The sequence below is a fragment of the Zeaxanthinibacter enoshimensis genome (assembly GCF_004362865.1).
GTDB lineage: Bacteria > Bacteroidota > Bacteroidia > Flavobacteriales > Flavobacteriaceae > Zeaxanthinibacter > Zeaxanthinibacter enoshimensis.
Window position 1 is genome coordinate 909,977 of record NZ_SNYI01000001.1, and the last position, 26,655, is coordinate 936,631.

General features: G+C 47.8%; 16 protein-coding genes. All 16 read right to left on the bottom strand.

All coding sequences use genetic code 11. The features are described from left to right. Nucleotides 1-47 precede the first annotated feature (47 nt). The 16 genes from CLV82_RS03985 to CLV82_RS04060 all read right to left on the bottom strand — a co-directional run bounded on the left by CLV82_RS03985 (nucleotide 48) and on the right by CLV82_RS04060 (nucleotide 26,570). Nucleotides 48-3,302: a S41 family peptidase gene (locus CLV82_RS03985; RefSeq protein WP_133642991.1), complete on the bottom strand. Its 3,255-nt coding sequence runs from the start codon at nucleotides 3,300-3,302 to the stop codon at nucleotides 48-50. Nucleotides 3,303-3,542: 240 nt separating this feature from the next. Next, entirely contained in the window at nucleotides 3,543-3,956 is a 414-nt protein-coding gene (locus CLV82_RS03990; protein WP_133642992.1) for a hypothetical protein, read from the bottom strand. Nucleotides 3,957-4,209: 253 nt separating this feature from the next. Further along, complete coding sequence (locus CLV82_RS03995) at nucleotides 4,210-7,977, bottom strand: M4 family metallopeptidase (protein ID WP_133642993.1); 3,768 nt, start codon at nucleotides 7,975-7,977, stop codon at nucleotides 4,210-4,212. Nucleotides 7,978-8,706: 729 nt separating this feature from the next. Then, a complete protein-coding gene (locus CLV82_RS04000) occupies nucleotides 8,707-9,339 on the bottom strand; it encodes an oxidase (protein WP_133642994.1) in 633 nt (210 codons plus the stop codon). 151 nt (nucleotides 9,340-9,490) lie between these two features. Then, nucleotides 9,491-10,072: a hypothetical protein gene (locus tag CLV82_RS04005; protein ID WP_133642995.1), complete on the bottom strand. Its 582-nt coding sequence runs from the start codon at nucleotides 10,070-10,072 to the stop codon at nucleotides 9,491-9,493. A 57-nt stretch (nucleotides 10,073-10,129) separates the two neighbouring features. Beyond that, nucleotides 10,130-11,173, bottom strand: a complete 1,044-nt coding sequence (locus CLV82_RS04010) for a proline iminopeptidase-family hydrolase (protein WP_133642996.1) — start codon at nucleotides 11,171-11,173, stop codon at nucleotides 10,130-10,132. Between the two features lie 20 nt (nucleotides 11,174-11,193). Then, the gene (locus tag CLV82_RS04015) at nucleotides 11,194-13,620 is read right to left on the bottom strand and encodes a S9 family peptidase (RefSeq protein WP_133642997.1); all 2,427 of its coding nucleotides are present in this window, start codon (nucleotides 13,618-13,620) and stop codon (nucleotides 11,194-11,196) included. 118 nt (nucleotides 13,621-13,738) lie between these two features. Beyond that, nucleotides 13,739-14,839, bottom strand: coding sequence for a VIT1/CCC1 transporter family protein (locus CLV82_RS04020; protein WP_133642998.1), 1,101 nt, complete (start codon nucleotides 14,837-14,839; stop codon nucleotides 13,739-13,741). A 6-nt stretch (nucleotides 14,840-14,845) separates the two neighbouring features. Then, nucleotides 14,846-17,023, bottom strand: coding sequence for an amino acid permease (locus tag CLV82_RS04025; RefSeq protein WP_133642999.1), 2,178 nt, complete (start codon nucleotides 17,021-17,023; stop codon nucleotides 14,846-14,848). 149 nt (nucleotides 17,024-17,172) lie between these two features. Further along, nucleotides 17,173-17,766 carry a GNAT family N-acetyltransferase gene (locus CLV82_RS04030; RefSeq protein WP_243744137.1) on the bottom strand — a complete coding sequence of 198 codons (594 nt, stop codon included), beginning with the start codon at nucleotides 17,764-17,766 and terminating at the stop codon, nucleotides 17,173-17,175. A gap of 65 nt (nucleotides 17,767-17,831) precedes the next feature. Next, on the bottom strand, nucleotides 17,832-20,855 hold the full coding sequence (locus tag CLV82_RS04035) for a WD40/YVTN/BNR-like repeat-containing protein (RefSeq protein ID WP_133643000.1): 3,024 nt from the start codon (nucleotides 20,853-20,855) through the stop codon (nucleotides 17,832-17,834). A 51-nt stretch (nucleotides 20,856-20,906) separates the two neighbouring features. Continuing rightward, on the bottom strand, nucleotides 20,907-21,674 hold the full coding sequence (locus CLV82_RS04040; protein WP_133643001.1) for an outer membrane lipoprotein-sorting protein: 768 nt from the start codon (nucleotides 21,672-21,674) through the stop codon (nucleotides 20,907-20,909). 69 nt (nucleotides 21,675-21,743) lie between these two features. Beyond that, the gene (locus CLV82_RS04045) at nucleotides 21,744-22,298 is read right to left on the bottom strand and encodes an inorganic diphosphatase (RefSeq protein WP_133643002.1); all 555 of its coding nucleotides are present in this window, start codon (nucleotides 22,296-22,298) and stop codon (nucleotides 21,744-21,746) included. Between the two features lie 120 nt (nucleotides 22,299-22,418). After that, entirely contained in the window at nucleotides 22,419-23,117 is a 699-nt protein-coding gene (locus CLV82_RS04050; protein ID WP_133643003.1) for a DUF2490 domain-containing protein, read from the bottom strand. A 255-nt stretch (nucleotides 23,118-23,372) separates the two neighbouring features. Next, the gene (locus CLV82_RS04055; RefSeq protein WP_133643004.1) at nucleotides 23,373-24,863 is read right to left on the bottom strand and encodes a S10 family peptidase; all 1,491 of its coding nucleotides are present in this window, start codon (nucleotides 24,861-24,863) and stop codon (nucleotides 23,373-23,375) included. Nucleotides 24,864-24,950: 87 nt separating this feature from the next. Beyond that, nucleotides 24,951-26,570 (bottom strand): DUF4932 domain-containing protein, encoded by a 1,620-nt coding sequence (locus CLV82_RS04060; protein WP_133643005.1) that lies wholly within the window; start codon nucleotides 26,568-26,570, stop codon nucleotides 24,951-24,953. Nucleotides 26,571-26,655 lie beyond the last annotated feature (85 nt).

Sequence of the window (26,655 nt, forward strand, 5' to 3'; positions counted from 1 at the left end):
CTACTTTCTTATTACGTTTTTAGCCCTATAACAGGGCCATCCCCTTATTAATTTCCACCTTCCGAAGCAGGTGAAGAAAAAGCAGGGGCTTTTATCTTCCTCGGTTCTCCTTTAAGCTGCTTCAGTAATTCCTTTACCGCGCGCTCCAGTTGAGGGTCGCGTCCTTCGGAAAGGGCCAGGGCATCCTGCCGGACCACGATGTCCGGGGCGATCCCTTTGTTCTCGCCTATCCACTCCCCTTTTACAGGGTCAAAGATAGCATTATCAGGCGCAGTCAGTGCACCCCCGTCTACCAACCGGTAGTGAACGGAACTTTTAACAAGCCCGCCCCAGGTGGTGGCCCCGATCAACAGCCCGGCATCCTGCTGCCTGAAGACCCATGGGAAAAAGTCGCCCCCGGAACCTGCCATTTCATTGATAAGCAAAACTTTGGGTCCCAGGATACCGGCAGGCATACCTTTGGGGTCTGCCCCCGGGATCTCGTTGGTATAAGCCGCCCTCAGCTTACGGGTCATCAGGTCTACCATGTAATCATCCAGCAGTCCACCTCCGTTGTAGCGGGCATCGATCACGGCGCCCTGCTTATCCTGTTGGGCAAAGAAATATCGATTAAAGGAAACCAGCCCCTGCCCCGAGGTATTGGGAACCCACACATAAGCCAGTTTCCCGCCGGACAAACTGTCTACCTTCCTGCGGTTATCTTCTACCCAGGCACGGGTTCTCAGGTCGTTCTCACTTTTGAGCGGTTTTACGGTAATGGTCCAGTGGCCCTGAAATGCGGGTTTATCGTTAATATGAAGTACCGTCTGTTTGTCTACTGTTCCATCCAGCAGGCGATGCGGATTCTGGTCTGCCTTCAGTTCCTGACCGTTTACCCCGACAAGGTAATGACCCTGGGCTACTTTAAGTCCGGGTTCGTCCAGGGGGCTGGTCAGTTCAGGGTTCCAGTTTTCAGTTGTATAGATCCTGCTGATCTTCCAACGACCATTGTCCTGCTGCAGGTCCGCTCCCAGTAATCCGGTTTTTGGATCAGCAGTCTTGGGGAAGTCGCCTCCGAAAACAAAACTGTGCCCCACGGATAATTCGCCGTTCATCTGGTCCAGGATATAACTGAGATCTTCACGATGCCGAACATAGGGCATTAAAGGCGCATAGCGGTCGTATACAGCCTGCCAGTCACGACCGTGGAGGTCAGGGTCGTAAAAATAATCGCGTTCATAACGCCAGGCTTCTTCAAAGATCTGCTCCCATTCTGCCCGGTGGTCTATTTTGGCCTCCAGGGATACACTGACGGATTTTGCATCATCTGCACTTTTACCGGTATCTGCTACCTTCCAGTTTCCTTTGGATTTCGCGAGCATCTTGCTTCCATCGGCCGACACGGAAAGTTCTGAAGCACCATCTATAAAATCGGATAATTTTCGTTCGGCCAACTCATATTTATGCACTTTCAGTCCTCGTTCTCCAGGGACATCTTCCGTAATAAAAACAATCCCTTCCGGGCCGGGTAAAAGCGATCTGTAATTAGCGTCCTCAATCGGCAGGGGGATTATCCGGCGATCCAATCCGTCAAAGTCGATCTTCACCACCAAAGTTTTCTTTTTCTCCTCCGGTTCTTTCTTTTTCTTTTCTTTCTGAGGAACCTGTTCTTCTGTTTTAACCTCCTCCTCGTCACTTCTCAGTTTAAAAGGAGAACTATCCGTTTTATCAAGGTTTAGGACGTAAACTGCGTATTCGGGGTCGGCGTTCATAGAACTGGTGTTCACCCACCCGGAACCCAGGGCCACTTCTGTGCTCGCCAGGAAATACAGGTGCTTGCCATCCCTGTCCCAGGCCGGTGACGAGGCATCGGCAAAGGCGTTGGTAATTTCCCTGGACTGCCCGTCTGCTGCCGACCAGATCACGATCCGCCTGAAATTATTATCCCCACTCCGGGAATAGGCCAGCCATCGCGAATCGGGAGCCCAGCTAAGGCCCATATTGCCCCGTTCTATATTCACACCTCCGCTGCCGACCGTCCTGATCTGCCCGTCATCAATATTTACTATCCTTACCCTGAGATCATCATCTACAAAAGCGATGAACTTTCCATCCGGAGACCAGCTTGGCTCCCATGCCAGTTTTGATTCACCCAGGGATATATCCCTGCTCTTTCCCAATCCATCCTGGGGGGCAATCCTCAACAGGTAGCCTTCCCGGCCTTCATCGGTAAACCAGGCAATCCGGTCTCCTTTGGGAGACCAGATAGGCCGGCGGTCTGCTACCCCTGAACTCCTGGTCAGGTTCCGGGCATCCCCGTGTTCCACGGGTACTGTGAATATATCACCCCTGGCTTCCATCAGTATTCTCTTGCCGCTGGGGGAGAGAGAAGTATAACCAATGTAATCGTCCACGGATTCCCATTGGGTTTCTGCCCAGGGAAAATCCCCGCTGATCGTAATCTCCAGTTGACGGGTTTCCCCGGTGCCAGGATCCATCAGGTGGAGGTAACCCTCTCTTTCAAAGACGAGCTGCCCTTTTCCTGAAAGCCACTTGATATCAGACCCGCTGAAATCTGTCAGTTGCTGCAGTTGCTGATCCGGAACCGAATATGCCCAGATATTCATGACACCATTTTCACGATCAGAAAGGAAGTAAACCGTATCCCCGATCCAGGTGGGGTGCTGGTCTATGGTTTTATCGTTTGGAATCAGTGTTTCTTCCTGGGAAGCGAGATCGAGCAGGATCAGCGGTGTATTCTGACCACCCCGGTAATTCCTGAATTCAGATTCCCACCTTGTAACGCGATCTATAGCAATGGCATTGCCATCAGGAGAGAAAGACCCGTCAAAGCCGCGCTGGGCACTGAGCAGCTGAGGCACACCACCATCTTTATCGATGGTCCAGAGGCGATTAGAAGGTCGCGGGGCGAATTCCCTTGTGGAGGCATAGAGTATACTATTCCCATCCGGGGTCCATCCCCGTACCAGGGCCCCGGATGGATGCCAGGTAAGTTGCTTTGCCTGCCCGCCTGATACAGGAACTGTGTAGACAGCATTATAGCCGGTTTTATTGGAATTAAAAGCGATGGTTCTGCCATCGGGGGAGATCACCGGGTTTTGTTCAACAGCGGGGGTACTGGTGATGCGATTCACATTGCTTCCGTCCAGTGAAGAGATCCAGATATCCCCGGCATGTGCAAATGCGATATGACTGTCGCTGGCTGAAGGTTGTCTAAGAAGCCTGCTGCCCTGGGCCTGTGCGTGCTGGCAGCATGATAGCAGAATCAGGACAAGTATGCAATTCAAGAAATTATTGATCATGTATCGGTTGGGTTAAATAGGATTTAGAATTCTGGTATGGCAAACCGCATGCCTCCGGTAAGTAACTGGCAGATGTCGGTATGCTGTCGGGTATTGGATAGTCAAGATTAACCGGTTTATTCCTCCATAAATGTAGTAAATATTATAAGGAAAAGCTCAGGCCTTTTCTGCCCTTAGGACCATTCCCGGTTCATGTATAGATAGTACTGATATTCGGGAGAAAGAGAAGGGTCCTCAGCACTACCCCATTTCAACTTCCCGCACGTACCTCTTTTTCCTGAAAAGGATGCTGAACATGATCAGGATATACAGGAACAGGTGCGCACCCCACAGGATAAAATAATCAATCTCCATAAATTTCTGAAGTACGAACCATGCCAGTAAGCAGAGCAAGTAGAATGGCAGCAATAAGAACCCGTACCTGGCACCCGCTACCTGCAGCACTTTATGTTCGCCCGCTTTGACTTCGAAGACTATGGTGTGACTTCGGAGCCAGTCGATATCGGTCTTAAGGATGTGGTTACCGGGTTCGAGGTTAAATTGTAGTGTTTCCCCGTCTTTGATCGTTCCCAGAGGCTGCCCATTTACAAAAAGACGGTAGGCTTTTTCACGGGTCATCCAATGAGAGGGTCTCTCAATAATCAATGTTGGCATGCGGTCAAGTTTTACTCCGAGGGTCAGTCAGAGGTGGTTGGCGATCTGGGGGATCTTTGGTTGGGTAAAGATAACAATTTCAAAGCATAGATTATATTCTAAATTGTTAAAATTGTGATCCTCAATCAGTTCAGTTACTGGAAGCCGTACCCGGGTTCAAAGTTACAGGTACCAGTATGATCGGGCTACCGGATATGAAAAAAGGGGGCAGACCTAAGTCTACCCCCTTTCACAGTCAAGCATATGGGTTATTTTATTGCTTAAAGAATTTTAAGATGAAGGTTTCCCCATTATCGGCTAGTACATGCATGATATACAGGCCTGGATTTAATTGGGCAACATCTAGTTCGACATTATTGATGCCTAATCCAAACTGCTGGCTCATAGGCACTCCTCCCATAAGGTCAAACACGGTAACTGCAACCATATTGGCATCAGCAGTACTGATATTTATGGTGGTTACTGCGGGGTTAGGGAAGACTGTGAATTCGGCGTATCCGCCTTTATCTCCCTTAACTTTGTGCTTATGGTCCTTATGATCGTGTTTACCATCATGTTTGTCATCAAATTCAGCTTCAGGATCTGTTGGATTTTCAGGATCTTCAGGATCTGTCGGGTCAGTAGGATCTACAGGTTCTCCGGGAGTATAATCAAATTCCTGGACGATACTTGCAGCACCGGAACCACTAAATGTACCGGTAAAGGCCCTGAACTGTCCATCCACATCAACGTTGGTCAACTGCCCGTTCAACTGGAAGTTGTGCAGGTCTGAATCTGCGTCATTCATATCGGATGAATTAACCTTCATAGGAATGAGGGATACTGTTTCATCAAAAGCATTCAGTTCATTTTCTGTGAAATACAGGGTAAGATCATAAGTGGCATTAGCGTTCTCCACGTTGATCCCGAAGGCCTTGGAAGGCCTGGCCGTATTTACATTGTCAAAGATCCTGAAACTTGTCCCCTCGTCAATAACAGACATAGTCACACATCCCAGGTCTTCAGAGACATTCTCGATCTTGGCAATAAGGCCATTATCCGAGTTACTCATAAAGTAGATGGTTTGTCCGATGTGTACCTGGGTGGTAGAGGTGGATCCCTTCTCAGTTTCAATTCCTGCAGGCGTTGCGGTAACCGTTACGTTATCCACGGTCATACTGAAGGCAGTGCCCACCAGGGCATCATTATACCACCTCCATCCAAGGAAGAAATTCTTACCGTCAACCTGTGGAATCATGCCGTTAAAGCTTCCGCTTGCAGGGCTTGCCCCCGCAGCATCACCTACGAATTGTTCTACGGTAATCCAGTTAACACCGTCCAGGGAATACATGAATTCACCATAATCAAACAGGATGTCAGTCTCCACGGCATCGGTTTCCCCACCGGCTTCCCAATCAAAGCTGACCGTAACATCGCTGGCAGCACCGGCATTCAGCATCGGGGTGCGCAGGATGGTATTAGCGTCTACCAATTGATCGTAGGTAGGAATATCGGCTCCTAGAACGGTAATAAAGGCTTTACCTGCAGCAGGTCCTGTCCCGTTAAAGGTCCAGTTATTGACTCCATCCAGGATATTCTGTATGGACCATCCGGTAGGTATCCCGTCATTAGAGAAGGTTTCTGTCGCGAGCAGGTCAAAAGGTGAATTTCCGGTCCTGGGGGCAAAGTCGTTATCCCCGATAGAGAATTCCTGCTTCATGAACTGTCCATTGTAAACAAAGGATAATACGATGGTCTCTGTCTGTTCAACCACGGCATCATCGTACACTGTCACCGTGATGGTGTTAGTGCTAGTTCCGCCGAAGGTAAAGGTCTGACCGGAAATGTCATAATCCTGTCCCCGGGTAGCTGTACTCCCTGCTGTACTAACGTTAATAGTGGTTCCCTCCGGGACATCCACAGCTCCTATCAGCACATTATATGTGTTTACATCAGCACAACCGTTAATAGCGTTCTCTTCGGAGAAGATAAGGATGTTGCTGTCACTGAAAGTTATGGTATTAGGCTCTCCTGCAGAGTATGAATCTCCGATATCCACGGCATACCAGCTGTTGGTTACCTGAACTTCTTCGTTAGATCCTATCCCGTACAATACCTGGGCTGCAAAAATAGACGCCTGCCTCATATCGATAAACTTGGCGTTTGGTGCAAGCATGGTTTCGGCCAGGTAAGTAATGGCTGAGGCTTTGTCAAAGCCTATTCCCTGTACTTCGTACTGACGACCACCATCTGATATCTGGTCATCAGCGGCTGCTTTCCCGCTTCCGGCAGAAAAGGACTGTCCACTACCGGCTACCAAAAGGTAGTACCACTTGTTCAGCACACCACTATTGGTGTGAACACCGCAGTAATCGTTCGCCAGGGTAGGGGTACCACATTCGGGTTCTCTCCAGTTTGCACCGCCATAAGAATCCGGGTCACCGGCAGCTTTGGGATCATCCATCCATCGTAAAGCAGCTGCGTTGGGGTCACCTGGCTGTAAACCTCCGTCGCGCTCATCGATCTGTTCCCCGATACCCCATGGGTCATAGTTGAGGGAACCATCTATTTCGGTCAGCACGTAATGTTCTACAGCAGCGGCCCAGATATCTGAAAATCCTTCATTCATCGCGCCGGACTCTCTTTGATAGACCAGGTCTGCGGTAAATTCACAAACCCCGTGCCCGATCTCATGCGAGCATACATCCATGGATGTCAGGGGCGCAAAAGCACCATCCGGATTTGTCCCTCCCTGGTAACTACCATCCCCGTAGGTCATGGCAGATCCGTTCCAGAAGGCGTTATCATATCCATCGCCGTAGTGAACATAGTTAAATACCTTGGTGCCTAAGTTGTCATAACTGTCTCGATTGTGTTTCTCCTGCCAGTAATTCAGCACGACTTCCGCACCCCAGTGGGCGTCCAATGCAACGTCATCATTATTCTTCTCGTTGGCAACAGGGTAAGTACTGGTTGCAGAAAATTGGTCTTTCCTGTGTTCTCCGGCAGTCCAGTTGTTATCGGCAGTTTCCGGGTGCAGCAGGTCGCCGTCCCCATCATAAATAGCTTCCGACAGGGTGTATATAGCGGGAACACTAAGGGGTAACCCGCCTATTCCCTCCATAGACCGGGTTTCATTAGCTACCCCGGTAGGAGTGGTACCTTTAAGAACATACATGCCGTTCTCAAAAGAAGTGTCGAACATCCTTGTTCCGGCATACCGGGTATCCCCCTGGGCCGCCATTACCGGTAGTGGCCCGGAATTTTTGCGGGATTTCTTTACCATTTTCCGGATCTCTTCTTTTCCGTGGCCATCTGCATGTTTAATGATGGCATCGAGCAAAAGCACCTGCCCGCTGTTAGCATCAACGTAAATATCAGCACGAGACAGTGGTTCTGCTGCATAGACGTTGAATTTATAGGCCAGCGCAAGGTCCACAGCATCTGTGAGATAATTGTCAACGAAAACAAGTTCCCCTTTGGGGTATACCTCGTTATAAGCTGCGGTTATTTCGGGAGAATTGCCTAGACTTTCCAGGTACTCCCATGCGTACAAACTTGCCCCAACATGATCTAGGGCCTTTTGTAGGGCTGCCGATTCGCTCAGGGAAGCAGTGGAAGTAATAGAAGCCGGCAGGTTATAGTATTCAGCCGTAAGACCGTATACGATTCCCTTCCGCGAGGTGGCTTTAAATACCCCGTGCTCTACTTTGATTCCGTTAGTGACCTGCTGGTATTTATCAACCTGCACGCCATTGGTATTTATACTTGAAATCTTGTTGAATACCGTTTCGTTACCAACACCCAGAGCAGCGCTGAGGAAGCCGGGGACATCGTTGACACCGAGGGTAGCCCCGGAGGTATTCATTTTTATAATGGACGGGGTGCCGCGGAGCGGTTCCATCGTAAATGAATTCACCCGCTGATCGCCGGCCAGGTTAGCCGAGATATCCTGCGAACTGGTCTGAGCCTGCAGGCACATCATGCCCGAATAACAGGAGAGGGCGGTGAGAATTAATTTTTTGGGTAATAGTTTTTTCATAGAATGAAAAATTTAGTGGGTTAATAATGAATAGGGCTTATTAGAAAATTTTTTACAATGAATTCCTGGTTATTCTGAGAATCCATCAAATTTTCCAAAGTGCCCAAAATAAATGTTAAAGTTTAGAATAGGGTTTAGCGGTAGAAAAAATCGATGAAATGCACGAAACATTTCGCGGAAAATGAGAAAAATCATAGGAAAAAGAAAAGAAATAAATAATAACAATCCCCGATATTAATTGAGCTAAACAGACATCATGTGCTCGAAAAAATTATTTTTAATCGTTTGCGAAAACGTTTTCGTAAAAAGTTGCGAATCACATCAATATTGTTGTAAATATAACTCAGAGCTGTAAGCGTGTTATATATGTCACATATTATTAATAAGAAAAATCTTGTTAAAATCTAAAAGATCTCAATTTCAATATACTGGTGTTTAATTATCGATGAAATACAGGAGGTATTTTCATAGTAAAAAATCTCAACTAAAGGAGGTTCAGGGATATGTGTTGGTCTTATCCTGATCCATAAGGTAAGCCGGTTCCGATAGCAAATGAATACGGTTAAACCAGCCTGAGTAAAATTGGTGGCGCAAGTAGACGCAGCCGGGGCATAATTATGGTGCTAGGAAGAAATGCCTGTAAGATCTATTTAACTATCTGCTGAGGTTCAGAATTATGTCTAATCAAGACTTCAAGGGCTGATCATGCGTTCCGATCTGTGAAACAACCTATACCAAGGTTGCCCTGGGCAGGGTAGCAATGCGGGCAGAAAAATACAGCCAGCTTGCCGCACCCATGAATTTGGCCCCGTCTTCCAGAATAATACGTACTTCCAGGAGATCAGCAGGAAAAAATGACTGGGTGATGTCTATAAGGACCGAAGTGCCCAGGAAAATCCCGGTCATTAAGAATCCCTGGGGCTCTATTTTTAGGATGTAGCTAAAATAACGGTAAAGCAAAAGGAGGGCAGCAAGGCCATAGAACAGGAAGAAGATCTTTTCATTATAGCGTTCATGCAACATAAAGAAATCATCGGAACCAAGGGCCATGGCCAGTAATCCCACCAGTATAAGCAATTCCTGCTGCCAGCGGCTGATCTCCTGTCTCCTGGTCAGGTAGGTAAAGAAACAGATACTTCCCGCACTTATCCACAGCCAGACTCCAATATTGGACACAAATCCCAACACACTTGGATAGCTCATTTGCTGCGCGGGGTCACGCAGGATCTCCATAGGCGTAAACCCCAGTTTCATAAGACCGGAGAGCGCGATCCCTAGGAACAGGACAGCGGGGAAAAATACGATCAGGAAATAATAAGCTATTTTGTCCTTTCTCCACAGACGAGACCACAAATTCTTCATACAATTACGGTTGATTACAAATTCAATAAACCCTTTCCTCAAAACGAATCGGGAAAAGGGTTTATTGTAAACTTAGATTTTGGTAAGCGAAAGGGTGATGGCTGCCGGGATTAAACTATCCAATTAGAGCGGGATGTTGTATGCCCGGATATTAGGCAGAGTCATTCTTTAAAAAATCATCGTAGGATTTAATAAGTTGCTCTTCCCTGTAGATGAACATGTAGATTATACTTAAGAGATTATTGCTCTTTTCCAGCACGGATCTCATCCCCTGTTGTATCATTAAACCATATAATTGATCCCCTATGGCGCGGGATTGGAAATCATACCGCCGTTGCAACTGGTACACTCCAGAAAGCTCAAGAACAGTATTGTAATCCATATCTCTGAGTGCTTCCGTCGCGCTGGCAGCTTCCCAGGCTGTAGACAGCGGTTGTCCTTGTGCGATAAATCCCTTGTTAAAGACTGAAATGGACGGCAAAGTAGAATCTCTTCCTATAAAGGCCTTTAAGGTATCTGCCAGGTAGCGATGATATGCAAGGTTAGAGGCGATCAGTTCGCGGTTATTCTTTACCTCCAGGTAAACGGTCTGCAGGGCATACTCTGCATGGGTTTCATCATCCCTGTTCTCACGACATTGATTGATTGAAAAGGCCAGGATAACCCCTAAAACTACCAGCGAAGCTTCCAGCAGTATAGCCCGTATGGGCATGGAATTTTTCTTTTTCCCCATTATATGAAATTAAAGATCAGGCTAAGACGTAAGCCAAACACCGATAACCTGTAAAACTTAAAATTCTCCTTTATCTACATCCTTGATAAAACGGATCACCCCTTCAAAATAGGTTTCCGGGTCATCGTACATCGCCAGGTGACTTCCTTCGGGGCAATGCAGGTAACGGCCATTCTGAACTTCGCCGGCGATCCATTCCATATGTTCCGGGTCCATAGTGTCATGTGCACCTCCAATGGCTAATGTAGGTACCGTAATCTTTTTCAGCTGGTCCTTGATGTCCCAGTTTTTCAGTTTGGCATCACCTACAACTCCAAATTCGCTGGGCCCCTGCATAGTGAGGTAGAGATCGTAATTAATATTTGCAAAGGCACGGTTAACCGGGTCCGGCCATTGGTCCGGGGGCATCCGGAGCACATGTTTGGGATAATAATGAGTGCCCACCAGCTCCAGGTAGCGCGGGTCTGTAAACTTACCCTCAGATTCCAGCTGCCGGATCTCTTTGAGCACATGGGGATCCAGTTGCGGCCCCAGTACTTCCTCGGCGTAATTCATGTAATCGGGAATAGAGGCCATCATGTTAGAGATGATCAGCCCCTTCATTTTATCCTGGTGTTTCAGGGCGTATTCCATACCGAGTATTCCACCCCAGGAGCTGCCCAGGATATAAAAATTGGAACTGTCCAGTCCAAGTGCCTGCCGCACCTGCTCTACCTCGTCCACATAACGGTCTACGGACCAAAGTGTGCTGTCATTGGGTTGATCGCTGTAGGCAGACTCCAGCTGGTCATAGTAATAATATTCGATCCCTGCATTAGGAAAATAGGAGTCGAACACCTCGAAATATTCATGGGTGGCGCCCGGTCCGCCATGCAGTAACAGTACCTTCATATCCGGGTTATTTCCCACCCGTTTGGTCCACACCTTAAAGGTTCCGGAAGCCGTTTCTATCGGTATTAACTTAACTCCCCCGCTCAGTTTGTCATCCCTGTCCGAGTAATCGAGGTAGGAACTGTCAGCGGTACTTTTCTCTTCTGGTTTCGTCTTCTCTCCACAGGAGAGCAGGAGCAGGCATAATAACAGTGCACTAAAAGTCTTCATAGTTGGTTGGTTGATAAGTTTTATTTCGAGGATTCTTCCGCAGTTTTATTCTTTACGTATTTCTCCAGCCATTGGTCCTGTTCCCAGAGCAGGTGAAGAATACTTTCCTTTGCCCTGTAGCCATGGCTCTCTTTAGGAAGGACAACCAATCTCACAGTAGCACCCAGTCCTTTTAAAGCGTTGAAGTAACGTTCACTCTGCATGGGATAGGTGCCCGAGTTGTTATCGGCCTCTCCATGGATCAGCAGCAAGGGGGTCTTCATTTTATCGGCATGCATAAAGGGCGACATAGTATAATAGACCTCCGGGGCATCCCAATAGGACCTTTCCTCGCTCTGGAATCCGAAAGGGGTCAGGGTACGGTTATAGGCACCACTCCTGGCGATTCCCGCGGCAAACAAGTCAGAATGAGAGAGGAGGTTAGCTACCATGAAGGCACCATAACTATGGCCTCCTACTGCAACCCTGTCCCTGTCTACATACCCCATAGCATCAACAGCATCTATAGCTGCCCTGGCGTTGGCAACCAGCTGTTTCCTGAAACTGTCGTTCGGCTCTTCATCTCCTTCTCCCAGGATGGGAAAGGAAGCATCGTCCAGGACCACATATCCTTTGGTTACCCAGTAAACCATGGAACCGTAGTAGGGATACGTAAACTCGTTAGGGTTATTGGTGTTCTGGCCGGCAGTGCTCTTATCCTTGTATTCCCGTGGGTATGCCCACAGTATCATGGGCATTTCCCCTAACTGCTCGTAATTGGAAGGCAGGTAAAGTGTACCGGAGAGCTCTACCCCGTCATCGCGTTTATAGGTAATCACCTCTTTGCGGATGTCTTGCAGGCTTTTAAAAGGATTTTCGAAAGCAGTCAGTTGCTCAGATTTCTTTTTCCCCAGTGCTTTGCGGTAATAGTTCGGAAATTCAGTAGGTGACTCCAGGCTCACAATGAGCTCCTTTTTATCCGGGTCAAAGGCCACCAGGGTCTCTTTCTTATCCTTGTAAGGGGAGGTGTAGAGCCTGTTGCTCTTGCCTGAGTCCAGGTCTAATTGATCTACAAATGGAAATTGCCCCTCATCCGTAAACCCATCTCCCAAGAGGTAAGCCTTACCGTTTTTCAAGGCGAGTACCTCTGAACCAAATTCGTTCCGGGTAGTGACAAAATTACCCGGGTCGCTGTAGACATCCTGGTAATTGCGATCATATAATATCTTTGGCTCGCTGTCTGGGTCAGAGGGGTCAAAGACATAGGTCTTGGTGTTCCTGGTATTCCACCAGTAATCGTGAACTACGGCCAGCTCCTCTGTTCCCCATTCAATGTACCGGTACCGGTTAACGGTCTTCAGTAAACTTTTCCCGTCTCCCTGGAAAGGGGCCTCGAGCTGGAAGACCTCGTCCCTGTATTCCACTTCGTTCTCCGGATCACCCCCGTCTAAAGCTACCGCGTATACCAGGGTGGCAGGCTTGTCCGAACGCCAGGAAAAATCCCTTTTCCCTTCCCTTTCGGCCATAAACCCTTTGGGCAGGTCCTCTATCAGCGGCACCTCAAGAACTGTATTCACTTTTTGTCCGTCTTTAGTATAAATAGTAGTGGTTGACGGGAACCTGTAATAAGGAACCAGGTAGGAAAACGGTTTCTCTACAGTATTCACCATTACGTATTCCCCATTGGGGGAAAAGCTGATATTATTATACATAGCAGCCTCCAGCCATGGTTGTTTTGCCCCTTGCAGGGATACCTTGGTCAGTTCTGAGAGAGCCAGTTGTTCAAAATTATGTTCATCGTTCTTATTTTTCAGCAAGTCCTGGTAAGTGCGATTCTGTGCTTTTTTACCGTCATTGACAGAGATAGTAGGTCCGGAAGGAACAGCAGCACCGGAATCAACCAAGGCTTGTTTATCAGCAGGAACCATTTTTACAAGGATATGCTGCCCATCCTCGAACCAGTTGATGACATCCCTGAGGTTTGCATTCAGTTGAGGACCCGTAAGCTTTTCGGCCATAGCATTCTCCAGGTGTAAGACCCAAAGTTCTACCCCTTCTTTCGAGGTATGGGTCATGGCAATTTTCTGCTGGTCAGGAGAAAACCTGAAATTAGAGAGTTTAGGGTTTTCAGGTAAGCCGGAGACTTGTTGTACACCGGAATTTTTTTTATCCAGTTTCTTCAGCTTTATATTGTTGTAGTATGTAGTCCTGGAGCCAATATTGGTTTTCGGATCTATCCGAAGCCCACCTAATCGTAATTCTTCCTGTGAGAGTTCCTCGATAGATTTATAAGCATCCCGATATAACAGGATCATGTGGTCTTTCTCTTCGTCGAAAAGCACTGTTGGTGCACGCTCCACGTCAACAAGTTCCAGGATCTCTGGTGAGGGTTTCTGGTAATCGAGGTTAACCTGGGCAAAGGTCAGGGAAGCTGTCAAAAGCAGTCCCAGCATACTTAAGTATTTCATTGTTCTTTCAGTTTTTTCGTCAGGATGTTAAATGTACCCATTTTTGGTCAATTTGTTTTTCAGAAAACAATTACGGTTAGGGGGCAGTACGGGTAAGTTCTTAATAGCTGGAATTGATCTATCCCGCCAGGGATACCCCGATAAATGACCCGATCCCATAAGTTATGGCGGCGGCAGCGAGGCCAAACAATACCTGCCGGAATCCGGAATACCATACATTCTTACCCGTGAAAAGGGTAATGGCTCCCCCGATCAGGAAAAGGCCGAGGGCACTGAAGAGTGCACTCAGGACCACCGCCTGAACCCCCGTTAATATGAAAAAGGGAATTACCGGGATTATTGCACCAAAGGCAAACATCACGAAGGAGGAGAGGGCAGCCTGCATAGGAGATCCTTTCATCTCCTCTGCACTGATACCCAGTTCTTCTTTTACCAGTACTTCGTGGGCAAGGGTTTTATCAGACATGATATCCCTGGCCATCTCGGCGGCCTGTTCTGCGGGGATTCCTTTCGCCTGGTAAATAAGGGCCAGTTCCAGTTCTTCTCCCTCGGGGTTCGTTTCCAGTTCTTCCATTTCCAGGTCCATCTGGTTTTCATAGAGTTCCTGCGAACTTTTCACCGAGATCCATTCGCCCAATGCCATGGATAGGGCACCTGCGAGTAATCCCGCAATTCCGGCCAGCAGGATCTCTGTGCGCCCGCTTGTTGCCCCTGCAATTCCCATGACGAGGCTGAAGTTAGAGACCAGGCCATCGTTCCCCCCTAATACGGCGGCGCGCAATGCATTACCCCCAACATGCCTGTGGCGTTTTTCAAATCTGGCAACGTCTGTCCCGGACAAATCGTAATCCCCTTCGAGTATATTCCTGAGAATAGCGACATGTGCCGTATCAGAGAGGGATGGCTCCGTTTTGGAACTGCGCCTGAGGTTCTGTGCTGCCGAGGCAATGCTTTTCTCGGTATCCATAAGTACGCCAAGGACGTAATCATACCCCAGTATTTTGCCAATCGAATGCAGTAAGCGCGCTCTCCATGAAGGACCCGGCAGGTTTGCAGGGTCCATGCCGTTCTTTTTCATGAAAGCCACCGCATGCCCGTGCTCTATCTGGCTCATCTGCTCGAAGACGCTGGCCACATTCGGATCGTCTTCCACCTCTGCCAGTACTTTATATAAATAGCTGGCATCTACTTCGGTCTGGATGTTTTTAAGGTTGATCATATTCTCTTATACCATTACATTTTCAAATTCGGAATCGCCGCAGAAAATGGCTGAGATCCTCGACTCGTTTACGATCAGGACCATTTCTTCTATGGTCATTTTTCCTTCAATGCTGATGATATTCACATCCGTGCTTTTTTCACTTTTTACCTGGTCCAGCAGGTGACCTTGCTTAAGTTCAAAAGTGGTAGATTTCGGAAAACGCACCATGGTCCTCAGGTCGTTGAGATCTTGTTCCGTGAATATCAATTCGGGGTCGTTGTTCAGGATCTTGACATCGATGGTTCCTTTCCAGTTCTTACGCAATAGAAGTGAGATAAGGGTAGAAAGGTTGTTTTCCCGGATATTGAAAGACTCCTTCCAGTTCCTGGGAATATTCGTCATCCAGAGATTGATGTTCTTTTCAATGGCCAGGCTGACTGTGGAAAAGGGGACATAGATAATGGTGCCAAAACCGTTTTTCTTAGCATCCTGTATCAGGTTGTTATAATATGATAACTGCGGATTCTCATTGTCTACGCTTACAAAGACGATATTGGGTTTAAAAAATGCAGCATTCAGCGATTGCATGCTTACATTGACCGTAGTATTGAAATCCGTGTTGTCGATAAAGGTATACGATACCGGGATCTCCCCTTCCTTGAATTTCTGTACCGCGTTGTAAAGGAAATTTTCCAACCTGCGTTGTTCTGACGGATCCTCATTCCGGAACGCCAGGATCTTGACGGAGCCTTTAGGGTAAACGATAGAACGGATCAGTTTAAAGGAACTCCGAATCTCCTTAGGCATTGTCATAGGTATAAGCAGGTCCGGCTTCCAGGAACGCACCTCTTTCTTCGGGCTGAGGCTGTTGGTCTTCTCCGTGGCCCAGGCTGCCAGGGCGGTAAAAAGGCCACTGCGCGAATCCCCCACGTCTGACCTTATATTCTTCTTTACCAGGTAGAAATAGAACATCACGATAAAGATGAGGGCGAAAAGGGCTGCCAGTACATTGATAATAAACATGATGGCGATAGAACCAAAGGCCCCAAGGGCAGGGATAACCAGCGGTATCTTCAGGGTTGGCCTGTAACTGGGGAGTCCCAGGGTCTGCTCCACCAAGGCTACGATATTTACCATAGCATAGGTAATCATAAAGAACATGGTCAGGAGCGGGGCGATAGTGTTGAGGTTTCGCAGGGAGATCCCGAAAAGCACGATCACTGCTGTAACGAGCATGGCATTGACAGGTTCCCCTTTCTTAGAGGTGGCTGCAAGAGCACGGCTTTTCGGAAGAATGCGTTTTTCACCAAGGGCCAGGAGAATTCTCGGGGCACCGACAAAGGATCCGAGGGCCGAGGAAAGCGTAGCCCCGAGAAGGCCTGCCAGTACTATGGGTCCCCACAAGGCCTTCTCAATAAATATATTGTAATCAGATGCCAGTTCATCGGGGGTTGCAATAAGTGCAGCTACAAATACAAGGCTTAAATAGATAAAGGTGGTGATCACCACCGAACTCAGGGTGCCGTAAGGGATACTTTTCCTGGGGTTGGAAAGATCCCCACTCATATTGGCACCGGCCATAACCCCGGTCACGGCGGGAAAGAAAACGGCAAACACCGTCCAGAATGAGGAACCGCTCATATTGTTTTCAGGCGATCCGGGATATTCCCCGAACCATTGAAAATCGTAATTGAGTTCGCGCACGAAGAGGGAGCCGTATATAGAAACCAGGGATAAGGCAATGATGCCGAGAATTACATATTGGATCTTAAATGCAAAACTGGTGCTGATAAAGGCAATGGTCATTACCAGTATAAAAATGCTAAGGTCAAGGAGCAGGGGACTGACAGTTGGTAACAGGGTCTGTATCCCTTCCCGGAATCCGAAGATATACATGGCCACGGCAATAGCTTGTGCAAAATAGAATGGGATCCCTATAGACCCGCCGATCTCCAGTCCCAGGGATTGGGATATCAGGCTGAAAGCTCCCCCGGCCCCAATGCGGACATTCGTGGTGATCGAGGAGAGGCTGAGGGCGGTAGTAACGGTAATGGCCACGGACAGCAGAACAATGGAAAGGGCTCCCACTATCCCGGCGTTGCCCACCACCCACGGTTGCCGTATGTACATGATCACCCCGAGGATCGTGAGGGTGGTAGGGGCAAATACCCCGGCAAAAGTCCCGAAGGTTTTCCTTGTCATGGCAGATAAAGTTGGTACAGGCAACCAGGTCACACCATGAGATCATATCCATCCCTGTAAATATCTCAGAGGGGCTGGTTGGCTGTTAGTCAACTTAATATACGACAGTTCCGCGAATATTATCAGATCAATTTCTCAGGACCCGAGGTTCACTGGAGATTACCTGAATGGAAAATGTTTTTCTTAATGCCCGGCCATTCTTCCCGGAGTATACCATAGATTACTGTATTTCTACGGTAACCATCCGTCATCACGGTATGACTCCTGAGTTCTGCTTCCTGCACGCCTCCAATCTTTTCAACTGCCCGGCGCGAGCGACTGTTCCGGCTGTCAATCCTGAATTCAACTTTCTCCATCTCCAGGGTCTCAAAGGCATAGCTGAGCATAAGGAACTTGCAATGACGGTTCAGCCCGGTGCCCTGGACTTCCCTGGCCAGCCAGGTCCACCCGATATCAAGGCGTTTATCTTTTAGGGAGATATTTCCAAAACTGCTGCTGCCTGCAATCTTCCCGGATACTTTATCCAGGATTACAAAAGGGTAGCGCCTGCCGGTATCCCTTTCCTTCAAAGCCACAGCAATGTATTCCTCAAGGGCGGGCTTAGTTCCGAAGGGAGAAGGGGAGAACTGTAACAGGTCAGGATATTTCAGGGCAATAGGGAGTAAATCATCAAGGTGTTCCTCCTTCATAGGGGAGAGTTTTACCCTGCTGCTTTCAAGAACTATTTCCTTGGTCAGGTCCACATTACAATATCTTAAGAAGGGCCGGTATTTACCGGCCCTTAATTATTCCGGATCGAGGAGCAGGATTAATTTTCCGTCTCCAAAAAATCCTCAAATGATTTAAGTTCCCCGGGTTCTGACTTTTTCACCAGTTTGTCCAGGTCATCCTTGGTTTTTTCAAACCGCTCGGTGATCAGTCTCAGATTCTCAAGGTCTGCTTTGGTCGGTTTGTCATAACTGCTGGCTACCTTATTGTAAAGAGCGGTCATCTTTTCTCGGAGCTGGGGTTCTGCTGCCCCCACATAATTGTCACCTGTGGTGATCACCATGGTCTCCTTGATCTGCTGTAATTTTGATCCCAGCTTCCTGTTCCCGGATGCTCTTGCTTTTTCCTGGACTGTTTCCAGCTTATAAACAGCATAAGCGAGTTCCTGGACCATGTCATAAAGTTGCATGGAGACGCGGTTTTTTATCTCGCGTTCCCCGGGAGTAAGGCTGGAATCTTCGTCATATTTTAATTCAAAAGGTTGTTCATAGGTTTCCTTTCCTTTTGTAATTACTGCCTTATAGGTTCCTGCAGGCACTCGCGGTGCTGTAAAGCCGTCAAAGGACAAGGTTTTACCTTTGGCTACCTTGGGTATATTCCTGGTATAGCTCCAGTTCACTATGTTGATCCCTTTGGATTTTCCCGGGCCTAACTCGGTAATGGTATTCCCGGCCATATCCTGTATCTCCATTCCCATCTTGCCAAAAGTATGCCTTTTCTTAAGGTAGTATTTGATCTGTGCGTCTTTGGTACTGTTCCTGCCTACGAACTGTGTTTCAGTTCCGAAACTGCCGCTAAAAGTGTTTTCTTCTTCCATCACCGTTGGCGGGGTACTGAAAAAATGGAAATTCTTCTCCATGACTTCTTTATTGATCTCCCTGAGGGGCGAGATATCATCTATAATAATAACTCCCCTGCCATGGGTTCCCATCACCAGGTCATTGGTCGTCTTCTGGAGATCGATGAAATGTACCGCTACTGCAGGCATATTATTGGTGAACCTGGCCCAGCTGAGACCCCCGTCAAGGGTAATATACAGTCCGAACTCCGTACCGAGGAATAGCAGGTCCGGGTTCTCGTAATCTTCCTGGATATTGCGGACGAACCCATTAACTTCCTCAGTAATGATGGATTTCCAGCTCTGCCCGTAATCTGTTGTCTTGTAAGCGTAGGGTTTCATATCGTTCATCGTATGCCCGTCAAAAACGGCATAGGCAGTGCCTTTATCAAATACACTGGCTTCTATATGGTAACACCAGGTATTTGCCGGCAGGCCTGGGATATTTGACACGGTATTCGACCAGCTTTTCCCTCCATCTTTACTGACCTGTACATTTCCGTCATCTGTACCTACCCAGAGAACATTCTCGTCCAGCGGTGACTCGGCGATGGTAAAGATGGTGGTATGGTTTTCGGCACCGGAATTATCCATAGATAATCCGCCTGAATCTTCCTGCAACTGTTTAGAGGGATCGTTAGTGGTCAGGTCTGGGGAAATGATCTCCCAGCTGTCCCCCATATCCTCGGACTTGTGCAGGAACTGGCTGCCCATGTAAAAGCGGTCGGGCTGGTGATTACTCACGGCCATGGGAGCATTCCAGTTAAAACGGAGTTTAGGAGTACCTTCGGACGGCTGGGGCTGTATGGTCTTGATCAGCTTCCTGTCCACATCATAACGCCAGACATTTTCCGCACCCTGCATTTCAGAATAGATAATATTCTTGGTGGGATGTTTTAACACCCTGAATCCATCTCCGGGCCCAACCGAGTTCCAGTCCCGGGCTTCCACACCTCCGGGGGAGGAAGAAGGACCATACCAGGAACCATTGTCCTGAAGTCCCCCGTAAACATTATACGGTTTGGCATCATCGACACTGATATGGTAGAACTGGGAAAGCGGCATATTCTCCACGATCTCCATGGTTGTACCTCCATTCCAGCTCCGGTAGACACCTCCGTCTGTTCCTACGTACATCACATCGGAATCCTTGATACTGAAGACGATATCGTGGATATCACTGTGCATATTTCCAAGGTTCTTAAAGGTCTTTCCCCCATCACGGGAAATAGACCCGCTTAATCCTGCCTTGACCACCACATTTTCATCCTTAGGGTCTACCACTATGCGGGAGAAATAGAAAGGTCTTACAGTGATGCCAAAATCGTTGTTGAGTTGTTTCCAGCTTTCCCCGGCATCATCACTCCTGTACAGTCCTTTCCTTTCGTCCTTCTCCGCTTCGATGACTGTGTATAGAACATCCGGTTTAGACGGGGCTACTGCGATCGCCAGGCGACCGAGATCTCCTTCCGGGAAACCATTATGGATCTTTTTCCAGTTGGCTCCTCCATCGGTAGATTTGTACAGGGCACTATTACCCCCGCCGGATGAGAAAGACCAGCCTGTACGCCGGAATTCCCACATGGAGGCATAAATAGTATTGGGATCCCTGGGGTCTATGGCCAGGTCTGCACAGCCGGTTGCGGGGTCAACATACAGGATCTTTTTCCAGCTCTCGCCCCCGTCGGTGGATTTGAATACGCCACGGACTTCGCTGTCTCCCCAGAGGGCGCCAAGGACGCCTACATATATTTCATTGGAATTTTCCGGGTTTACGATGATGTTGGCAATTCGCTCAGAATTTACAAATCCTATCTTTTTCCAGTTAGTACCACCATCCGTACTTTTATATAAGCCATCTCCTATGGTCACGCTGTTCCTGGTCCATGTTTCCCCTGTACCTACATAGAGCGTTTTGTCAGGATCGTTCGGATCTACCGCCACAGCCCCAATAGACTGGGCATGCTTATCAAAAACAGGGGTGAAGGTTGTGCCCGCATCGTTGGATTTCCAAAGTCCGCCCCCGGCAGCTCCGGCATAAATGATCCTGCTGTCCGTTGGGTGTACTTCCATATCATTGATACGGCCGCTCATCAGTGCGGGACCTATATGTCTTGCAGTCAGGTCGCCAAAAAGATCACCGGCATTAATGGTGTCTCTCTGTTCCTGTGCCTGGCACGGGAGAAACAGCCCTGTAGCTATCAGGGCGAGAATAATATATCTCATGGTTAGTCAGTAAATAAAAAAGACCCTGGGAAAGGGTCTTTTGGGTTGGTATCAGTTTTTTTCTTCGCTCACTTCTTCGGGAAACTCAAAAGCACTGTCTTCCACGGCAGGATTCAGCACGATGGTCTCTATAGTCAGCGGGCTGGATGGCCCATCTTTGAGGCCCTGGGTCATGGAGAAGGGGAAGTAAATACCATCTACTTCCTGGTAATCGCTCATGGTGATCTCCTGCATCATACCTTTCCCCTGCCCGGCTTTGATTTCGGACTGTATGGCGATCGGTACGTAGTTCTCTGTATCGAAGAAATAAAAGGTTACATCCTCTTCCTGTTTCCCGTCAATGGTAAGGGGTTCTTTTACCAGCTTGATCTTGAAGGTGTCGGTACCGTCAATACTTTCTTTACCCAGGTATTCTACCGTATATCCCTTGTCTTCGTAATCTATAAAGGCATCCGGGAAATCGTTACTGTTAAGCTTGAAGTTCTCGGTACTTTCCGCATCGCTCTTTTCGGCTTTCATGGTCATGAAGTTATGACCCCAGAGGGTTTCCCCGTCAAAGACACCTTGCTTGATCTCTTTGCCCTGGAAATTGATAACGGTCATCTGCCGGCCGTCCTTCAACTGTACGATCTCCAACGGAATTTCCATCCCCTGTTGGTTGACCTTAGCCGTCATTTGCATCCCTTCCAGGCTTTTTAACTTCTCTTCCCCACCTATATTCTCAAAATAGGTGTCGATAATTTCATCAGCTGTCTGTGCCTGGGCAGGCAGGGCCACGACCAGAAAGAAGATGGCGGCAATCCATTTAAATGTCTTCATTGTAACTTTTTTAAAGAAGGAAACTATTTTCCTATTGGTATCTAAGATACCGTAAAAGTTACATGATTTCTATATTAAATTTGTTTCCTGCACAAGATTCTTGTAATCTTCCATACTCTGAAGAACTATTTCCTTGGCCACTTTTGAATCCTGGAAATCTTCCACAAGGACAGTTTTGTTTTCCAACTTCTTGTAATCCTCGAAGAAATTCTGAAGTTCCTGGAAGAAATGCACCGGCAGTTCTGAAATATCCTGGATATGATTCACGCTCATATCATTACTGGCTACCGCAATGATCTTATCATCCGCTTCTCCTTCGTCAAGCATACGCATAACCCCGATCACATTGGCAGAAACAATACACATAGGGACGATATTGATACGGGAAAGCACCACGATGTCCAGGGGATCCTTATCGTCGCAATAGGTTTGTGGGATAAACCCGTAGTTCGCCGGGTAATACATGGAAGAATATAAAACCCTGTCCATCATCAACAAACCGGATTCTTTATCAAGTTCGTACTTGGCCCGGGTTTCCCTGGGGATTTCTATGATCCCGTTTACAACGTCCGGGGCATTCTTACCAATGTTCACCCTGTGCCAGGGATTGAGAGAATCTTTCATGAGATATTTTTTATGGGGGCAATCTAAAATTAGGGAATTAATCCCTTGTTATACAGGCATTTGTGACTAATCCCGTGTTATGTATCCTTTTTAAATAAAAACCAGGCCTGTGAATGATATCTAGAAGTTATGGTGCAGGCTTAGTTGCCATTGGTTCTTACTTATGTTATCTGTGATCTGGCGCATAAGGCCGAACTGTACTTTAAGGTTGTTTTTAATAGAGTACCCAAGGGCGGCATAGGAGCGGTTCCTGTCAAAGATCTCTACACTACGGCCTTCACCGATACTTCTTTCACCGTTGATGAACAACTCGTTATAAAGTGCAAGGTATACAGCGCCTTCATCAAGGTCTGGCTGATTAAAGGGAATATTTACAAATAAGTTATAGCGATAGCGGGTGCGGAAATCCTGGTTCTCAACAAAGCGCTGTTCATAGCGAAACCTGTGCTTTAAAAAGATCCGCTGGCCGATCTGCCCGGGCATAAGTGCCTCCTGGTAGATACGGCTTTCCGTTACCTTATCGTCACTGTCTCCAAAGGCTCCTGTGGTAATGTGGCCGTATCCAAGAGTCAGCAACAGGTCTGTGTTTTCCGGCTTGTATGTAACACCACCACGCAGCAGCAGCTGTTCAAGGTCGCCGCCAAGATCCCAGTTCCTGTACTGGATATCGCCCTGAAGACCAAATTTACTTTCATTAAAACTGGTATTCCAGAAATACATATACCAGGCCCCGTACTGGGATTCATCTACCTGGGCAGAAAGCTGTTTGGGAAGGCTTAATAGAATTACAGTTAAAAAGCTTAGGAGCAGTGTTCTCATAGGTGTTTATTTACAATAACTTCAGTTAATGAATGCTGAAGGTTTTTTTAAATTCGGGGTGCAAAAGTAAGCCTATACGGCCAGATAATCAAATCGTGATACCCCTATCTGTTAATATCTTGGGAGCTTAACCCGGACAGGGCCGTTCTTCCGCGCAAAAATATGGACAGGGAAGGAGATGAAGGTGCCTGATCCGCCAAGGGATTACCTTTATCTGCAGGTGTAAGGATCGCCTGTACTTAGTGGGAGATTTACTTAATCAGTAAGGAATAACCGGATATCTTCTGCAAGTTTCTCAAAATCTTCTTCATGGGTGTACATCATGTGCCCGGCCTCGTAATATTTCATGTCTACCCGCTGCCGATCAATACCGTGCCGTGAAAAGGTATATTCTGCATCAAAGAAGGGGCAGATAAGATCGTAATACCCGTTGGCCACCAGTATTTTAAGATCCTGGTTCCTTTGCATGGTTTCGGCCAGAAGGGTAGCCGTATTTACGGGCATAGGCTCCCAGTACCTGCCGTCAGGCACCGGTCTCCAGCGCCACTTGCTGCCCAGTTCACTGTTCGAAGTAATGTACGGCCTGTCCATTTTCACTTTCAGATCAGTCGCCAGGTAATGGTTCAAAGCGGCCGTGTAGGCATCCCCGATCTGATAGCTCGCCGGGTCCCCGAGGTGGGGCTGATCATCCACCAGGTCTATCTCGGGTCCCATAAAACGTCCGTCTAAACGACCTACGGCCTTTCCGTTTTCTTCAAGTAATTTCTTCTGGAACCTGGGAACCAGCACCCGTAAATTGGATCGCAGGATATAGGACTTTTCCAGGCCCGTAAAATAAGCCAATCGCTCTGCGAGTTGTTCCCGTTCTCCTGCTGACAGAAGGTTACCCCTGTACAAAGCAGGGGCATAGCTGTCATAGGTGAATTGCCGCGCTTCAGCAAGGAAGTCCTCCAGTGTTTTCCCCTGCCCTGCTTTTTTGTGGTACCAGGCGGTTGCGGCCATACTGGGCAGGTAGGTCAGGTAAGAGGTAATATTGTTATGTATAGAGGTAGATCCTGCATAATCCAATGCCTGGGAGATAAGGATGAGCCCGTTCAGGGCCATGCTTTGCCCGTCCTCTTCCAGTACATTTGCTACGGCTGCAGCCCTGGTGGTGCCAAAACTTTCCCCGGCGATATACTTAGGAGACATCCAGCGATTGTTTTCCGTGATCCAGGTCCGGATAAATTGGGCGACTGAATTTGCATCTTCCATAAGTCCCCAGTAATCCTCTACCTTTCCATTCCCTATAACCCGGCTATAACCGGTACCCACCGGGTCGATAAAAACAAGGTCGGTAAGGTCAAGGATGCCCCTGGTATTGGTTTCTACCGGGTAGGGAGCAGCCCCGTCGTCTTTATCGGCATCCGATGGAACCCTGACCCTTTTAGGGCCGAACATTCCCATGTGTAGCCAGACTGATGCTGAACCCGGCCCGCCATTAAAAACAAAGGTCACCGGTCTGTCGGCTGATCCATTCCGGGTATAGGCCACAGACCAGAGGGCGGCTGCCGGTTCTCCTTTTTTGTTCCTGAGGTAAGTTTCAGACGCTGTGGCGGTATACGATACCGTCTTCCCCCCGTTAGTCACCTGATGCTGCGTTACGAAGCGCTTGGGCTCCGGGATGGAATCAGTTGGTTTTTGTTGTGCCTGGAGTACGGTAACTGATATTAAAAATACCAGGAAGTTCTTAAGGAGAGCGTTCATATTGTATATGGTGTGATGGTCCGGATTATTAAGCAACCAATTTAAGGAAACTCAATTAAACTACGGAAGTTTTTCCCGGCTTCAGCGTTATTGAACTGGGGGTATCCATTTTCCAAAATAAAGCTGGTAATCTCCTTTATCCACGGTGAGCAGGTCTTTTCCTACCCAGTAATGATACTGGTCCTTGACAGGGGAATAATTAAAATCCCGAATATCTTGTACCCGCTGCCCGGTATAGAGTATCATAGCCCTGCCCGGGTCAGTTGGATTAATCCAGCTAAGGACTAATTGCAGGTTATTTCCCGGGATGAATTTATTGGTGTAAATTCCCTCAGGACGGATCTTCACCGGCAACTCTGTGTCTAGGGAGTTGAGAAATAAATTTCCGGAGAGAGTTCCAAAGATCAGCAGGTCGAACCCGGTTAAATCCATCCCGAGTGCTTCCCGGTCTGTCACTATCCTGCTCGCAGGAGAGATCATATTCCTGTAATTTTTTACCCAGTCATGTAGTTTTATCATTTCCCCGGAGTCTGCCTCAGCTGTGGGCAGGATGAAGACTGATGTTGAATCCCTTGAAAACTCATAAGGTTTGGGAATGTCCTGGTGTTCCGGAAAATTTTCCTTTTTGGCAAGAGTAACTGTTTCCGAAAAAGATTCCACCAGGTTGGGCAGGTAATCTTTGAACCTGGGAAAGGTTTTTCTCTGGCTTTCATATTCTTTTAATAGCTGGATAAGGCTATCGGCATATTGAAATTTCCTGGCCTGTAATAATTGCAGATACAGATGATCTGATACTGCCGGGCCAAACAAATCTGTTGTCAGCCGGGTAGTAAGTGAACGGACCAGGTGTTCGTTAAAACTGCTGCTCCAGTTATGATAACCCTGGGCTTTCATCACCTTTTCCAACGGGGAGTAGAGGTGGGCCAGTTCATCGATGCGCGATTGTAGTGGGGCTAATTTATCATTGACAAAGCCATGTGTAAATTCATGGAGAATGAGATCGATCAGCAGGGGTGAAGGATGGTAATCCGGAATCCTGCCCAGGCTGCCACCCGGTTCAATAACAGCGTATAATTCCTTTCCCGGAGGTCCGGGGACCGAGGTTCCAAAGTTCCCGTAACCCCCTAGAAGATTCAGTATTACAGTATAAGCGCTGGCTTTCTCTCCAAAATAGGATTCCATTACCGGGATGAGGGGAAGTTCCCCGAACTGGTAGCAGGTATTATCCAGGATCTGCTGAAAATACGACGCTTTAGTTTCGTTGAAAAAATGATGGAAACCCGAAAGCGTTGCATATTCGCCCATGGCACGGGCTAGTTTCTCTAATTGCTCAATTCCGCCGCCCCTGGCAATGATGTCAGGGTGCAAGCCCTCTTGTAGTTTAAAATCCTCGTCCAGGTGTAACAGGAAAAAGATAGGGTCATCAACCGCCCAGCCTTTGGTCCAGGTCTCCCGGAGGATGCCCGGTGCAGGATGGTTGCGAAAGTCCTTAAAGGCATCCAGGCATTCTCGCTTGTACTCCAGGTTATGCAGGCTCATCCCGTTATGCCCAAATTGCATGGCAATGATGTTAAACAATTCGATCCTGGGGTCGATCCGGAAGCTTAGCCCATTCCTCTCCACGGAATAGGTTTTAAAGCTTTTTGCACTGAGCGGATTGCTACATAGAGCGGTAAAGATCAAGGACAGCAATAAAAGTTTCTTCATTAGGCAGGTATTTACAAGGATTATTCTACCCTTAGAGATAAGCCTAAGAAAAAAATGTTACAATTCTATATGGAATGTTACTGTT